This is a genomic window from Saccharothrix luteola (assembly GCF_020859565.1).
Classification (GTDB): domain Bacteria; phylum Actinomycetota; class Actinomycetes; order Mycobacteriales; family Pseudonocardiaceae; genus Actinosynnema; species Actinosynnema luteola.
Window position 1 is genome coordinate 1 of record NZ_JAJHUO010000007.1, and the last position, 15,206, is coordinate 15,206.

Here is a 15,206-nt window from a genome sequence, read left to right on the forward strand (position 1 = left end):
CCGGCCGCGCCGACATCGACACCCCCTCCGGCAGCCCCGACACCAGCCCCTCCAACACCAACTCCCCCGGCAACAGCTCTTCCGGCACCAACTCCCCCGGCAACGGCAATCCGTCCACTTCGGACACCCCGGGCACCGGCGACACCACACCGCCGTCGAACCGGCCGGGCGACACCACTTCCACATCCGGCACCACCACCGACCCCACGACGTCCTCGGCGTCGCGGCCCGGCCGGGGCGACCCGACCGACGTGCCCACCCCCACCACCCGCCCGGGACGCGACCCCGGCAGCCCCGACCACGACCTCCCACGCGGCAACAACCCCACCCCCGGCAACCCCGCCGGCAACCCGCCCATCGGCGAACACCGCGGCGGCCCCGGCGGACAACCCGCACCCGGCGGTTACGGGAACGGCGGCCCGAGCGGCGGTTCACACAGCAGTGGCGGCACTGGCGGCGGTTCAAGCAGCGGCAGCGGCGGCACCGGCGGTGGTGCTCCAAGCAGCAGCGGCAGCCCCACCGGCGGCGGCCCGAGCGGCGGCTATGGCAGCGGTAGCGGCGGTGGATCGCACGGCGGTGGTGGCGGCAGCGGCAGCGGTTCGTCCAGCGGTGGCGGCAGCGGCGGCGGTTCCTACAGCGGCGGTGGCGGCAGCGGCGGCGGTTCCTACAGCGGCGGTGGCGGCAGCCCTGGCGGTGGCGCGCCGAACCCCGCGCCCGGACCACGCTTCGACCAGACCTCCGCGGCCAACGCCGCGACCCCCGACGCCCCGGCACGCCCCGACCAGCCGAACACCTCCGCACCCTCCCGCGATCCTGGCACCACCCCGCAGGGCAACCAGCCCACCTCAGCACCCGGAACCGCGCCCGCAGGCGGCGGTGCACCGGGTGGCGGGGCTCCCGGCGGCGGCTCACCCGGTGGTGGCGGCAGGCCGGGCGGTGGCGGCTGGACCGGCACGCCCGGCAGCCCCGGTGCCCCGAGCAACAGCCCCACCGTGCCGAGCGGCCGGGGCGACCTCGGCTCGGGCGTCCCGACCCCACGCGGCCCGGAAGGCCCGAGGCCGTCGTCGTTCGGCCCGTCGAGCACCAGCCCGTCCCACGCCGGCCCACCACACGCAGGCCCACCACACGCAGGTCCGTCCCACGCCGGACCACCCGCAGGCCCACCGCACACCGGCCAGCCGCCCTCCGGCCCTACCGGCAACGGACCTGCCCACGGCCCCGGCCACCCCGGTCCCGGGCACAGCGGCCCACCCAACCAGGGCCCCGGCCTCCGCCCGACCCACACCGGCCCGGGTAACACCGGTCCTTCACACACCGGGCCGGGCAGCACCGGTCCTTCGCACGCCGGGCCGAACGCACCAGGCGGTCCCCACCACGGTCCGTCCAATCCCGGCCCCGGCAACCCCGGTCCGGGCAACGCCGGCCCCAGGCCTCACGGTCCGGCGGGCACCGGCCCGACCCACACCGGTCCGACCGGCCCGAGCGCGCCGCACCCCAACGCGCCGCACTCGAACCCGCCGCACTCACCCGCGGGACCGCCCCAGCAACGCGGCGGCCCCGCCCCTGGCACGCACCCCAACGGCCCGGCTCCCCACACCCCGAACCGGCCGTTCGACGGCCCACCACCGCAGCGGCACCCCGACGCCCAGACGCCCACGCCCCGGCGCGACCCGGATGCGCAGACCCCGCCGCGTCACGACCAGGGCGGCATCCCGCCCCAGCGCCGCGACCCGGACGCGTGGACCCCGCCCCACCGCGACCCCGACCCGAGCACCACCCGGCCGGACGACGACACCCCGAACGGCGACCGCCCCGACAGCAGCCCCGACACCGACCGCCCGGACTCGGATCGCCTGGACTCGGATCGCCCGGACAGCCCCGACGGCGACCGGCCGAGTATCGACGAAGCGCACGCCCGGCACGGTGAGACCACCCCCGCCGGCATCTCGCACCACCGGGGCGACCACGACATGGGCGACCTGCCCCACCGCGTCCCACCCGACCCGCGCTACTTCACCGCCGACGTCCACATCACCCCCGACGGCCGTGCACGCATCGGCAACCACACCTACACCCCCGAGCAGTACGGCGACCTGCTGCGCCGCAACGGCTGGGACGGCAGGACACCCATCCGCCTCATCGGCTGCGACGCCGGCACCAACGACTTCGCCAACCGCCTCGCCCGCCACACCGACGCCGACGTCCTCGCACCCACCAAACCCGCCTGGACCGACAGCAACGGCCGCGTCTACACCAGCGACGCCACCACCGGCCCCGACGGCAACCGCCACCCCAAGATCCCGCCCAACGGCGAGTGGGAAACCCACCGCCCCGACGGCACCAGGACCAAGGCGAGCGAAGACGGCTACGCACCCGGCACCCACGACAGCGACAAGACCGACCACACCACCCCGGACGACGCCCGCGACCGCGGGGGCGACGACAAGCCGGAGTCGGAGGTCGACCGCCAGGAACGGGACCCGCGCTTCTCCGAGGACGGCAACCCGGACCGCCTGCCGGACGACCTGCCGCCCACGCCGCACGAACCGAGGCTGTTGCAGGAACTGGACCCGAAGCTGTGCGAGGTCGACGGCGACGGGCTCATCACGCACTACAACGGCCAGGACATCAAGTCCTACCTCAACGACGTCATGGTGGACCGCGCGCGGGTCGTGCAGACGATGATGAACGACGGCTCCCTGCCGCCGAACAACGCGCCGGGCAAGCCCAAGAACTGGGTGCAGAACAACGTCATGTGCACCTCGGTGTCCGTCGACCGCCAGACCGGTCGGATCTACGAGTCGATCAACGGGCCCCGCACGTCGGTGATCCCCGACGACGAACTGCACGGCGCCTTGCGCGACCGCATGGAGGGCATGCGCCGCAACCCGGTGGAGGGTGAGGGCTACCCCCAGTTCGACCGCCGCACCGGCGAGGTCCTCAACCACACCGAGTTCCCGATCAACGACAACCCCCTGCGGCACGCCGAGGTGAAGAACGTCAACCAGATGCTGCGCGACCGCGGTGTGCCGGACGACGTCTCACCGGAGGAACTGGCCGAGCACCTGCGCGGGATGAGGGTGGCCAACGTCTTCCCGCACTGGGAGCCGTTCCCCTCCAAGGCCAAGTGCTGCGCGAACTGCAACAACATGATCGCCGGCGTGCCCAGCAGCACCGGGCGCAACTCGTCGGTGCCCGGTGACCCGAACAACGTGGAGATCGAGTCGGAATGAGCGACATGCGCGTCACCATGGACGACGTGACCTGGGACACCGACGGTTGCGCCCTGTACGAGGGCAGCGGGTTCACCGGGGAGCTGGTCGACGTGGCCGACGACGGTTTCGTCATCTCCTCGTACGCCTACCGGTTCGGCTTCCCGCACGGGCCCTACCGCGAGTGGTTCGCCGGCGGGCAGGTCGCCAAGGAAGGCACGATGCGGGACGGGCTGCCCGTCGGCCTGCACCGCGAGTGGCACCCCAACGGACGGCTCGCCTCGGAGCTCGAGTTCGACGACCACGGGCGGGAGCTGGCGAGGAGGCGGTGGGACGAGCAGGGCACCCCTGCCTGATACCGGTGCAACGGGCCGGGTGTGAGGAGGAGGGCATCGGCACGCTCGTCCGGGACGGGCGGAGCCGGGGCCCGGACGGCGAGCGGTGCGGGGGTGGGCAGTACCGCTGACCTGTGGTCTCACCCAACCGGACCACGCGGGCGTGTTGTGGCCGTTAAGATCAGCGCACCGTGTCCGGGGGGAGCCAAAGGGGTGTTCGACGCATGAGCCAGCCAGCCACACCGCTGACCGAGCAGGAGCAGAACCAGCTCGTCAAGCAGATCGGCCGGGCCATGCTCCCCGCCCTCCCGCCGGGCTGGCAGCGCATCCGGGCGGAGTACCGGGCGGCCGGTCGGCACATCGAGGTGGACCTGGCGTTCGCGGGCCCCGACGGGCAGTGGCGGCCGGTGCGCCCGCCGATGGACGTGGTGCAGCTGTTCGGGCAGTTGCGGGCAGGGATGTACGAGCCCGTGCGCGGCACGTGGCTGAGCGCGGTGTACGAGATCGAGGCGCCGGCCGCGTTCTCGGTCGACTTCAACGCCGACGACGAGCCGCGCTGGCGCAACCCGCCGCCGGTGATCGGCTTCCAGGACGAGCTGCGCACGTTCCCCCGCCAGGACGAGCGGATCCCGCCGTGGCTGCGTCAGCGCGTCGGCCTGCCGCCGCTGCCCGAGCCCGAACCCGAGGCGACGCAGCAGGACGGCGACCTGCGCACCGCGCACGTCTACGACGGCCGTGACGAGGCGGGCCGCCCGGTGGTGAACCGGCAGATGCTCGACCCCCAGCTGGCCGACGCGCTGCTCACCTACCTGGAGGGCGCACCGGTCGTGCTGGCCGCGCGCAACCTGGACGAGGACGAGTTCATCCGCGGCGACCACGACGTGCCGCTGAACTTCCGCACCGACGGCGCCTGGATCTGGGCCGGCGCGGTGCCGCACTACCTGCGCAAGCACGGCCTCCCGCCCGAGCCCGACCTGGTGGCGCACATCGTGGCCCGCGGTTTCCGGCTCGACGAGGTGGACGAGGCGACCCGCGACCGCGCGGTCGCGCTGATCACCGGCGAAGCCTGAGCCACCGCACGACCTGCCGCCACGTCACGTGCCACGCGCACGACCCGCCAGTGCCCCCGCTCCGACGAGCGAGGCGGACATGGTCGTGAGTGAGGCCTAGGTCACCATGCCCGACCTCGCATGTTTACGTAGAGTGGCTAGATGTGCGCACTCTGTCGACGCGGTCCGACGATCGGGTTACGTATGCGCACAGAAGCGCACGACCGGGATACCCTGTGCGCATGAGTCCCGCGCTGGAGGCGGTGTTGGCCAAGGCAGGTCTGCAGGTCACCCCCGACGAGTTCCTGTCGCTGGTGGCCGACGCGGCGAAGAAGCTGGCGCCGCCACACCCCGACCCGGCGAGCTACTTCCCACCCGACCAGCGCGACGCGCTGGAGGACGTCGGCCTCGACCTGAGCCCGCACCGCGTCACCGACGACCAGGGACGCGCGCGGAGCGTGGTGGCGCACGCCGTGCTGCGCGACTCGGCGCTGACGGTGGCCGAGGCCGCACGGCAGCTGGGCGTGGACACCAGCCGCATCCGGCACCGGCTCGGCGTCGGCCGCCTGGTCGGCTGGAAGGACCGGGGCAGCTGGCGGCTGCCCGCCTGGCAGTTCGCGGGCGCCGGCGTGCTGCCGGGGCTGGAGGCCGTGCTCGCGGCCGTCCCACCGGACCAGCCCGCGCTCGTGGTCGCCGGGTTCATGACGACCGATCAGGAGGACCTGGTGGTGGACGGCACGCCGACGACGCCGCGCGAGTGGCTGCTCGCCGGCGGTGAACCACGCCGCGTCGCGGCACTGGCCGCGCAGCTGGGCACGCCCGCCTGACCGGGCGCCCACCCCCTGTCGCCGAGAACCTTGGACACGCATGTCACGGCTCCCCCAGCCGCCCTCTCCCGCTGTGCTCCAGGCGAACCTGCGCCGCACCGAGGACGTCGTGGCGGTGCACCGGGCCACCCGGTTGGTGCGCGTCTTCGCCGCGAAGGGGTTGCACCCGCAGCGGTGGAACAGCTTCCGCTACACCGGCCCCCTGCCGCACGCCCGGTTCGACACCCAGCCGCCCGGCCCTGACGGCGGGCCGACGCACGCGCACGACCAAGGGGTGCTGTACTTCGGCCTGACCGTGCGGACGTCGGTGGCCGAGGTGTTCCAGGCGACGTCGGTGGTGGACCGGCGGACGCGCAGCCCGTTCCTGGTGGTGCTGCGGCCACGCCGGACGCTGCGGCTGCTCGACCTCACCGGCCTGTGGCCGACCCGGGCGGGCGCGTCGCAGGAGATCAGCGCCGGGCCCAAGGCGATCACCCAGCAGTGGGCGCGGGCGATCCGCGCGGCCTACCCCGAGCTGGACGGGCTGTGGTACCGCTCGTCGATGGACTCCGGCGACCCGGCGGTGTGCCTGTGGGACCCGCCGGGCGGCACCGGCCTGCCCGCCTCGCCGGACGTGCTGCTGCCGTTGGAGCACCCCGGCCTCGACCTGCCGCTGGCGCGGGTGTGCGAGGAGCTCAACTACACCCTGCTCGGCTGACCGCGACGGCGTGGCGCCGGGAGGAACCGGCCGTACCTGACCTCGGGCAGCTCCTGGTCGCCGAGCTCGTAGCGGTGCACCAGCCCGTCGTGCCGCCAGCCGTGTGACTCGTAGAACCCGCGGCTGCGGGCGTTGTCCTGGAACACCCACAGGACCGCGTACCGGAACCCCTGGTCCATCAGGTGGCGCAGCCCGGCCTCGTGCACCTCGTGCCCCGCGCCCTGACCGTGGTACCGCGGGTCGGCGTAGATCGCGACCAGCTCCCCGGTGTGCAGGTCGGGGTGCGCGTCCTGGGACTCGCGGACCGCGTCGACGGCGCAGTAGGCGCCGATCCGGCCGGTGCTCTCGTCGACCGCGACGAACACCCGACTGGGTTCGGGCAGCCGCAGCACGCGCGACCACGACGGGAGCCTGCTCTCGGGCAGCATCCGGTCCAGCACCGGGTCGTCCACTATCCCGCGGTACGAGTGCTGCCACGCGTCCACGTTGATCCTGGCGATCTCGGGCGCGTCGTCGGGCCGCCCGGCCCGCACGGTCCACTGCATCCGGTGAGAGTGCCGCAACCACGCCGCCGTCCGCTAGCCATTGGTCCAACCGAGTCGGGGTGCGCCGGTGCACACGTAGCCCGAGTACGGCCGGCTCTTCACCCGGAAGCGGGTCGACCGGAACCGGGTGGGGTCGAGCTCGTGGAACCGGGTGCGCACGACGTCGTCGTGCAACTGCTGCGAGATCGCCAGCACCAGGTCGTCGTCGGTGGCCGCCAGCGCGTCGCGGACCACCTTGGCGTCCAGCAGCCGGCAGGTCACGATCGGGGCGTCGCCGACCAGGCCGAACGCGCCCGCGGTGAGCGGGCCGCAGTGCATGGCCACGCGCAGCCGCAGCGGCGTGCCCGCGCGGCGCAGGTCGGCCAACGCCTCGGCGAGTTGCTCGGTGAAGTGGGCGACCACCCACGCGGCGTCGGCGTCCGGTGGCAGCACGGCCAGTTCGCCGTCGCCACGCACCTGCCGGTACCACAGGTCGCGGTCCAGCCCGGCCTTGCGGGCGGCCACGTCCAGCACGTCGCTCAGCCGCGACTGGACCAACGACTGGTCCAACGCGTCGAGCTTGCTGTAGCCCTCGACGTCCACGGCCACCACGAGGCGGTAGACCAGTCCGCGGAGGGGCGTCACCATTTCCAGCGTCACACGAGGAGCATCGTCCCGGTCCGCGTTCGGAAGTAGGGCGATCACCGGGTTTCCCGTTTCACAGTTCGGCGATCTTCCGCAGCACGTCGCGGTCCACGATCGTGATCGTCCGGTACCCCATGGTCAGGACGCCGCGGTCGCGCAACGTGCGGAACTCCCGGCGAGCGGTGTCCTCTTCCACCCCGACGAGCGAACCGATCTCGCCCTGGGTGAGGTTGAGCTTCAACGCGGTGCCGTCGACGACCTGGTGGCCGTAGGCGTCGGCGAGGTAGGACAGCACGCGGGCCAGCCGCACGGCCGCCGGGTAGCCGCTGAAGTCCGTGCGCCGCTGCTCGCTCCACTCCAGCGTGCGCAGGATCATCTTGTCGAGGTCGAAGTGCGCGGCCGGGAACCGGGTGAGGTAGTCGGTGAACTGCGCCGCGGTGATCACCCGCGTGCGGGTGTCGACGCACGCGGTCACGGTCGCCGAGCGCGGCCCGCCGGCCAGGAACGCCATCTCGCCGACCAGGTCGCCGCCGACCTTGACGTTGAGCAGCGCGACCCGGCCGTTCTCCAGCGTCGCCGTGGCCTTGACCAGGCCCTGGACGAGCAGGATCACGTGATCGGACCGCTCGGACTCGCGCACGAGCGCGTCGCCGCGCCGGAACACCTTCTGCACGCCGAGGCGCAGCAGCGCCGCGCGGCCGGCGTCGGACACCGTGTCCAGGTACGTGCCGGTGGGCCAACCCGATGCGATCGCCATCCCGTTCGACCTCCTCCGCCAAGGACCAGTGTGCCGCTCGCGGAGGAGGTGGACCCCTGGTTCCCCCCGGCTCAGGCCAAGTGGCGCGCCCACCAGTCCAGCACGGCCTCGAACCGCTGCGCGCGGTGGCGCGGCTTGCCCGAGCGGGTCAGCTCGTGGCCCTCGCCGGGGAACACCAGCATCTCGGCCTCGACGCCGTTGCGGCGCAACGCGACGAACAGCCGCTGCGCCTGCTCCAGCGGGCAGCGCCAGTCGTGCTCGGAGTGCACGACCATGAACGGCAGGGAGATCTTCTCGGCGTAGGTCAGCGGGCTCATCGCGCGCTGGGCCTCCAGGCTCGGCCCGCAGTAGGCGTCGGTGAAGAACCAGCCGATGTCCGACGAGCCGGCGAAGGAGTCCCACGCGTTGACGGCGCGCTCGCTCCACGCGGCGCGGAACCGCTCGCCGTGGTGCGCGGCCAGCCAGGAGGTCATGAAGCCGCCGTAGGAGCCGCCCATCACGCCCACGCGGTCGGCGTCGAGGTCCGGGCGCTCCAGCGCCACGTCCAGCACGGCGAGGATGTCGTCCACGTCCACGGTGCCGAACGCGCCGATCACGGCCTGGCCGTGCGCCTGGCCGTACCCGGCGGACCCGCGCGGGTTGGGCAGCACGACCGCGTAGCCGGCCGCGGCGTACACCTGAGCCTCGTCGAAGAAGCCCCAGCCGTGGTACATGAACGGACCGCCGTGCACGGCGAGCAGCACCGGGTGCGGCCCCTCGCCCTCGGGCAGCACGAGCCAGCCGTGCACCGGGTAGCCGTCCGGCGCGGAGCCGGTCAGCTCGACCGACGGCCGCAGCGGCACGGTGGAGCCGAAGTCGGTGAGCGTGCCGCCGCCGACGAGCTCGACCTCGCCGGTGTTGTCCGCCGTCGACACCACGGCCACGACCCGGTCACCGTCGGCGGCGAACGACTTCACCTCGGCCTGCTCGCCCGCCAGCAGCTCCAGGTCGGCCAGCACGGCGTTGTCGGCGTCCAGCGGCACGCGCCGCAGCTCGACCGCGCCCCGGTTGCGGACCGCCACGAGCACGCCCGCGTCGGTCACGACCGGCGCGCCGGCGCCCTTCTCGCAGTCGACGGTCTCCATGTCGGTGAGCCGGGTGAGCCGCTCGCCGTCGAACCGCCACAGGCTCATGTTCCGCGCGATGGCGGCGGTGCGCGGCGCCTGCTCGGGCGAGTAGAAGAGCACCCCGCCGTCGGGCAGCGCGACCGGGTGCGCGGCCCAGCCGGGGGTCTGCACGACCAGCTCCGGCTCCCCGCCGGTCGCGGGCACGCGGTAGACGTCGTTGTTGAACCCCTCGGTCGCGCCGAGGTCGCGTTCGGCCATGAAGAGCACGGCCTCGCCGTCCGCCGTCCACGCGGGCTCAGCGGCGGAGAACGTGCCGTCGGTCAGCTCGACCGGCTCGGCGTCGTCGTCCAGCGCGTCCACGGCGAACAGCCGAGCGTGCCGGTCGGCGGTGAAGCCGACGTCGTCCAGCCGGTAGTCCAGCCGGGTGATGTGCCGCGGCGCCTCGGCGTCCGGCGTCGGGACTTCGCCGCCCTCGACGAGCGGCGCGCCGTAGCGGCCGGCTTCGGGCACCCGCGAGGTGAACGCGATCCGCCGCGAGTCCGGCGCCCACACCGGCACGCCCGCGCCCAGCGCCAGGTCGGTGAGCCCACGCGCCTCGCCACCGTCGGCGGGCATCACGTGCAGCTGAGGTGCCTTGCCGCGCGCCGTGACGCGCAGGAACGCGACCCAGCGGCCGTCCGGGGAGATCCGGGGTGCCAGGTCGCGTTCCGCCCACGTCCAACGCCTCGTCCCGCCGCCGTCCAGGGCGACGCGGTGCAGCCCGCCCCGGTAGGCGTTCGCGGCGACGTCCGGGGTGGAGACGTTCACCAGGACGAGGTCCCCACGCACCGACACGGAGCCGGGCTGGGTCAACGACTGCAAGTCATCGGGGCGCACGCTTCAGCACGTTACCCCACCGATCATTAGCAAGGCTTACGAGATTTTGACGCTCACAGATGGTCACTGGGAGCGGGCGGAACGGGCACCGGCTTGACCGCCTCGGGGTTGCGCCGCACCTTGACCAGGCTGGCGATCGTGGTGATGGCCAGCACGCCGATGATCACCGAGAGCGACACCTCGATGCCGATCGTCGGCACGTGCAGCGGCTCACCGCCGTTGAGGAACGGCAGCGAGTTGGTGTGCAGCGCCTCCAGGATCAGCTTCACGCCGATGAAGCCGAGGATCACCGACAGGCCGATCGACAGGTACACCAGCTTGTTCAGCAGGCCGCCGAGCAGGAAGTACAGCTGCCGCAGGCCCATCAGCGCGAACGCGTTCGCGGTGAAGACCAGGAACGGCTCCTTGGTCAGGCCGAAGATCGCCGGGATCGAGTCGAGCGCGAACAGCAGGTCCGTGGTGCCGATGGCGACGATGACGATGAACATCGGCGTGACGAACCGGCGGCCGTCGATCTTCACGAACGACTTCGAGCCCTGGTAGGTGTCGGTCACCGGGTAGACCTTGCGGACGACCTTGAGCGCGACGTTCTCCTTGTACTCCTCTTCCTCCTCGCTGTGGTCGGTCCGCGCCAGCTTGTAGCCGGTGTAGATGAGGAACGCCCCGAAGAGGTAGAAGACCCAGCTGAACTGCGCGATGACCGCCGCGCCCACGGCGATGAAGATGCCGCGCATGACCAGCGCCATCAGGATGCCGATCAGCAGCACCTTGTGCTGGTGGATCGCGGGCACCTTGAAGGTGGTCATGATGATCAAGAAGATGAACAGGTTGTCGACGCTCAGCGAGTACTCGGTGATGTACCCCGCGAAGAACTCGCCCGCGTAGACGCCGCCCGAGAAGAACCAGATGCCGAGGCCGAACAGGATCGCCACACCCACGTAGAAGGTGACCCACCGGGCGGCTTCGCCGATGGTGACCTCGTGTGGTTTGCGGTCGACGATGAAGAGGTCGATGGCCAACAAGACCATCAGGCCGGCGATCGTGGCGAACCACAGCCACACGGGAACAGACATCTACACAACCTCCGGTGCATCGCGCGCACGCCAATGACCGGAGGTCTCCTCCGCCGGCTTGAACGACCGACCGGCGGCACCGGGAACCTCACGCCAGGCTCCGTGCTGACGACACCGCCGCGAGGGAGTACTCCCCTCCACGCCTGCACAGTCTCACGCATGAATGCGGTTCCGCGCCAGCGGAGGTGATCAGAGGCACCCGACCGGGGCCTGACCGGCGGGTTCGGCTGAGAGCCCGACGCCCTGCCGACAGCCCGTTCTCAGCTAATCACGCCTATGGTCAACTCCGTGGCCTCCCTCAACCGCCTCCGCGGCAGGTGGTCGCTCCCCGCGCTGGTCGTGCTGGTCGCCCTGGTGGGCGCCATCGTGGTCTTCACGCGCCAGGGGGACGACCCCGCCCCGGTGAGCACCCGCGACGCGGTGATCGACGTGCCGGAAAGTCCGGACAGCGACCGCACCGTGCAGATCGACACCACCCTGTACCTGCCCGAACGCACACCCGCGCCCGCCGTGCTGCTGCCGCACGGCTTCGGCGGTAGCAAGGCCGGCGTCGCCTCCCAGGCCACCGAGCTGGCCCAGCGGGGGTTCGTCGTGCTGGCCTACTCGGCGCGCGGCTTCGGCCGCAGCACCGGCCAGATCGCCCTGAACTCGGTCGACCACGAGGTCCGCGACGCGCAGAAGCTGCTCGACTGGCTGGCCACGCGTGAAGAGGTCGTGACCGACAGCGCCGGAGACCCGAAGGTGGGTGTGACCGGCGGCTCCTACGGCGGCGCGCTCGCGCTGTCGCTGGCCGGCGTCGACCCGCGGGTGGACACCATCGCGCCGGTCATCACCTACAACGACCTGGCCCAGGCGCTGCTGCCGAACTCGGCGCGCGCCGAGGGCGTGGCCGCCGCCACCCCGGCGGCGGGCGCGTTCGCCGACGAGGGCGTGTTCAAGCGGTCGTGGGCGGGCATCTTCTTCTCCGCCGGCCTGTCCGGCGCGGACGCGACCAACCCCGGTCAGGAAGCGACCGAGCCCGGTCAGGAGGACGACGACGCCCAGGGCGCCGAGAGCGCCGCCGCCGCGGTCACGGCACCGCCGCAGCAGGGCGACACCCCCCGACCGGCCGGACCGCTCAACGGCGCGTGCGGGCGCTTCCAGGCCGACGTGTGCGCCGCGTACACCGAGGTCGCGACCACCGGCAAGGCCGGGCCGCAGACCCTGGAGGTGCTGCGCCGCGCGTCCCCGTCGGCGGTGACGGACAAGATCACCCAGCCGACGCTGCTGGTCCAGGGCGAGCAGGACACCCTGTTCGGCCTCGACCAGGCCGACGCCAACGCCCGCCAGATCGCCGCGAACGGCGCGAAGGTCAAGGTCGTCTGGTACTCGGGCGGCCACGACGGCGGCTCGCCCGGCCCCGAGCTGCGCGGCCAGATCGCCGACTGGATGGCGTTCCACCTGGAGGGCAAGGGCGCCGACCCCGGCACGAGCTTCGAGTACACCGTGGTGGGCGCGTTCCGCAGCAGCGGGACGCCGTCGTTGCGCAACGTCGTCGCGCCGGGCTACCCGGGCCTGACCGGCTCGGCGGGCACCGAGCGCCGCGACGTGCCGCTGACCGGCCGTGAGCAGGTCGTGGTCAACCCGGCGGGCGGCAACCCGGCGGCGGTGTCCAGCCTGCCCGGCCTCGGGTCGGTGGTGTCGCGGTCCAGCTCGCTGTCCTCGCGGCTGTCGATCGACCTGCCCGGCCAGGCGGCGGTGTTCCAGAGCGAGCCGCAGACCGCGCAGACGCTGCTGACCGGCGCGTCCACGGTGCGGCTGCGGGTGGCCGCCGTGCCGGGTCAGCCGGTGCCCGCCGAGGGCGCGGTGCTGTTCGTGAAGCTGTACGACGCCGACGCCAGTGGCGTGCGGACGCTGCCCGGCTCGGCGGTCGCGCCGGTGCGGGTGACCGACCTGCCCGCCGACGGCACGCCGGTCGAGGTCACCGTGACGCTGCCCGGCGCGGTGCGCCCGGTCGAGGCCGACCACCGGCTGCAGCTGGTCGTGTCGACCACCGACATGGCGTACTCGAACGCCGCGGAGCCCGCCGCGTACCGGATCTCGCTGGCCTCGCCCGCGCTGTCGGTGCCGGTGGTGCCGGGCGTGAACGCGACCAGCGAGGTGCCGACCGGTGCGCTGTGGGGCATCGCGATCGTGCTGGTCATCTGCGTCATCGCGGCCGTGGTCGCGTGGTTCCGCCGCAGGCTGACCGCCGACGTCGACCCGGAGCTCGAGTCGGTGCCGCTGGTGATCGAGAACCTGAGCAAGTCCTACGCCGGCGGGTTCGTCGCGGTGAAGGACCTGTCGTTCCGGGTGGAGCACGGCCAGGTGCTCGGCCTGCTCGGGCCGAACGGCGCGGGCAAGACGACGACGTTGCGCATGCTGATGGGCCTGATCCGACCCACCGAGGGCGGGATCAGGGTGTTCGGCCACCGGGTCAGCCCCGGTGCGCCGGTGCTGTCGCGGATCGGGTCGTTCGTCGAGGGCTCGGGCTTCCTGCCGCACCTGTCCGGCGCGGAGAACCTGCGGCTGTACTGGGCCGCCACGGGTCGTCCGCTGGAGCAGGCGCACGTCGAGGAGGCCCTGGAGATCGCGGGGCTCGGCAACGCCGTGAAGCGGCGCGTGCGGACCTACAGCCAGGGCATGCGGCAGCGGCTGGCGATCGCGCAGGCCATGCTCGGCCTGCCGGACCTGCTCGTGCTGGACGAGCCGACCAACGGGCTCGACCCGCCCCAGATCCACCAGATGCGCGAGGTGCTGCGCCGCTACGCGGCGGCCGGGCGCACCGTGCTGGTGTCGTCCCACCTGCTCGCCGAGGTCGAGCAGACGTGCACGCACGTGGTCGTGATGCACAAGGGGTCGCTGGTCGCGGCCGGTCCGGTCGACGAGATCGCGACGGGTGGCGGCGAGGCGAGCTTCAAGGTCGACCGGCCGGACGAGGCGGCCACCGTGCTGCGGAGCCTGGCGGGCGTGCACGACGTGCACGTGGACGGCGAGCAGGTCCACGCGAGCCTCAACGGCACGCCGCGTGCGACGGCGTTGCAGGCCCTCGTGGCCGCGGGCGTGGCGGTGGACCAAGCCGGTCCGCGTCGCCGGTTGGAAGACGCGTTCCTGGAACTGGTGGGCGAGTGATGAGCGAGAACGGTGTGCACACCGATCCGGCCGCGATCTCCGATCTGACGGACGCCGCGGAGGCCGAGCACTCGTCGGTCGCGCCGGACGGGTCGAAGGTCGGGTACAAGGCCGGGCGGACGTTGCCCGTGCGGGTGGAGCTGGTGCGGCAGTTGCGCCGCAGGCGGACGCAGTTGGTGCTGGGGTTCCTGGTGCTGCTGCCGTTCATCCTGGTGGTGGCGTTCGAGCTGGGTCAGGCGTCGCCGAACCGGCGGGCCGGCGGCTTCGTCGACCTGGCCACGGCCAGCGGCGTGAACTTCGTGATCCTGACGCTGTTCGTCAGCGGCAGCTTCCTGCTGCCGATGATCGTGGCGCTGTTCTTCGGCGACACGATCGCGAGCGAGGCGTCGTGGTCGTCGTTGAAGTACCTGCTGGCCGCGCCGATCCCCCGGCACCGGCTGCTGCGGCGCAAGGCGCTGGCGTCCGGGCTGATGTCGGTGTTCGCGCTGGCGCTGCTGCCCGCCGTGGCGCTGGTAGTCGGCGTGGTCTGGTACGGGGCGGGGGAGGCGGTGTCGCCGACCGGTGAGGCCGCGTCCTTCGGGGCCGGTGTCTACGGCGTGGCGCTGGCCGTGGTCTACATCTCGATCCACCTGTTCTGGGTGGCCGGGCTGGCGTTGTACCTGTCGGTGTCCACGGACGCGCCGCTGGGCGCGGTGGGCGGCGCGGTGCTGGCGTCGATCGTGTCGCAGATCCTCGACCAGATCACCGCGCTCGAAGGCCTGCGGGACTACCTGCCGACGCACTACGCGTTGGCGTGGGCGGACCTGCTGTCGTCGGACGTCGACTGGTCGCAGATGGCGAAGGGCACGTTCTCCGCGCTGGCGTACGGGGCGTTCTTCACGCTGCTGGCGGCGCGGAAGTTCGCGCGCAAGGACATCACCAGCTGAGGTCGGGATCGTGGTCGACGGCGCATCGG

13 protein-coding genes are annotated in these 15,206 nt (G+C 72.7%); 7 read left to right on the top strand and 6 right to left on the bottom strand.

The features are described from left to right. Window positions 1-259, bottom strand: a 259-nt coding sequence (locus LNK82_RS11245; RefSeq protein ID WP_268996230.1) for a hypothetical protein, incomplete at its 3' end; no start/stop codon positions are given. Between LNK82_RS11245 and LNK82_RS11250 the strand changes: the two genes are divergently transcribed. The 5 genes from LNK82_RS11250 (at window position 252) to LNK82_RS11270 (ending at window position 6,120) form a co-directional block, all read left to right on the top strand. Further along, a complete protein-coding gene (locus tag LNK82_RS11250; protein WP_230567180.1) occupies window positions 252-3,233 on the top strand; it encodes a DUF8616 domain-containing protein in 2,982 nt (993 codons plus the stop codon). The genes LNK82_RS11245 and LNK82_RS11250 overlap by 8 nt on opposite strands. After that, entirely contained in the window at window positions 3,230-3,568 is a 339-nt protein-coding gene (locus LNK82_RS11255; protein WP_230566889.1) for a toxin-antitoxin system YwqK family antitoxin, read from the top strand. The genes LNK82_RS11250 and LNK82_RS11255 overlap by 4 nt, the downstream gene beginning before the upstream one ends. A gap of 203 nt (window positions 3,569-3,771) precedes the next feature. Then, window positions 3,772-4,617: a hypothetical protein gene (locus tag LNK82_RS11260; protein ID WP_230566890.1), complete on the top strand. Its 846-nt coding sequence runs from the start codon at window positions 3,772-3,774 to the stop codon at window positions 4,615-4,617. A 221-nt stretch (window positions 4,618-4,838) separates the two neighbouring features. After that, window positions 4,839-5,423 (top strand): DNA-binding protein, encoded by a 585-nt coding sequence (locus LNK82_RS11265; RefSeq protein WP_230566891.1) that lies wholly within the window; start codon window positions 4,839-4,841, stop codon window positions 5,421-5,423. 40 nt (window positions 5,424-5,463) lie between these two features. Further along, complete coding sequence (locus LNK82_RS11270; protein ID WP_230566892.1) at window positions 5,464-6,120, top strand: RES family NAD+ phosphorylase; 657 nt, start codon at window positions 5,464-5,466, stop codon at window positions 6,118-6,120. On the opposite strand, the gene LNK82_RS11275 is transcribed toward LNK82_RS11270, so the two are convergent. From LNK82_RS11275 to LNK82_RS11295, 5 genes are all read right to left on the bottom strand, one after another. Then, window positions 6,102-6,665, bottom strand: a complete 564-nt coding sequence (locus LNK82_RS11275; RefSeq protein WP_230566893.1) for a GNAT family N-acetyltransferase — start codon at window positions 6,663-6,665, stop codon at window positions 6,102-6,104. The two genes, LNK82_RS11270 and LNK82_RS11275, sit on opposite strands and share 19 nt — an antisense overlap. 33 nt (window positions 6,666-6,698) lie before the next feature. Next, window positions 6,699-7,304, bottom strand: coding sequence for a hypothetical protein (locus LNK82_RS11280; RefSeq protein ID WP_230566894.1), 606 nt, complete (start codon window positions 7,302-7,304; stop codon window positions 6,699-6,701). Window positions 7,305-7,362: 58 nt separating this feature from the next. Then, window positions 7,363-8,046, bottom strand: coding sequence for a Crp/Fnr family transcriptional regulator (locus LNK82_RS11285; RefSeq protein WP_230566895.1), 684 nt, complete (start codon window positions 8,044-8,046; stop codon window positions 7,363-7,365). 71 nt (window positions 8,047-8,117) lie between these two features. Next, window positions 8,118-10,028, bottom strand: coding sequence for a S9 family peptidase (locus LNK82_RS11290; protein ID WP_230566896.1), 1,911 nt, complete (start codon window positions 10,026-10,028; stop codon window positions 8,118-8,120). Between the two features lie 53 nt (window positions 10,029-10,081). Next, window positions 10,082-11,101: a TerC family protein gene (locus LNK82_RS11295; protein WP_230566897.1), complete on the bottom strand. Its 1,020-nt coding sequence runs from the start codon at window positions 11,099-11,101 to the stop codon at window positions 10,082-10,084. Window positions 11,102-11,389: 288 nt separating this feature from the next. Between LNK82_RS11295 and LNK82_RS11300 the strand changes: the two genes are divergently transcribed. Continuing rightward, window positions 11,390-14,251 (top strand): alpha/beta fold hydrolase, encoded by a 2,862-nt coding sequence (locus LNK82_RS11300; RefSeq protein ID WP_230566898.1) that lies wholly within the window; start codon window positions 11,390-11,392, stop codon window positions 14,249-14,251. Continuing rightward, window positions 14,251-15,177, top strand: coding sequence for an ABC transporter permease (locus tag LNK82_RS11305; protein ID WP_230566899.1), 927 nt, complete (start codon window positions 14,251-14,253; stop codon window positions 15,175-15,177). The genes LNK82_RS11300 and LNK82_RS11305 overlap by 1 nt, the downstream gene beginning before the upstream one ends. Window positions 15,178-15,206 lie beyond the last annotated feature (29 nt).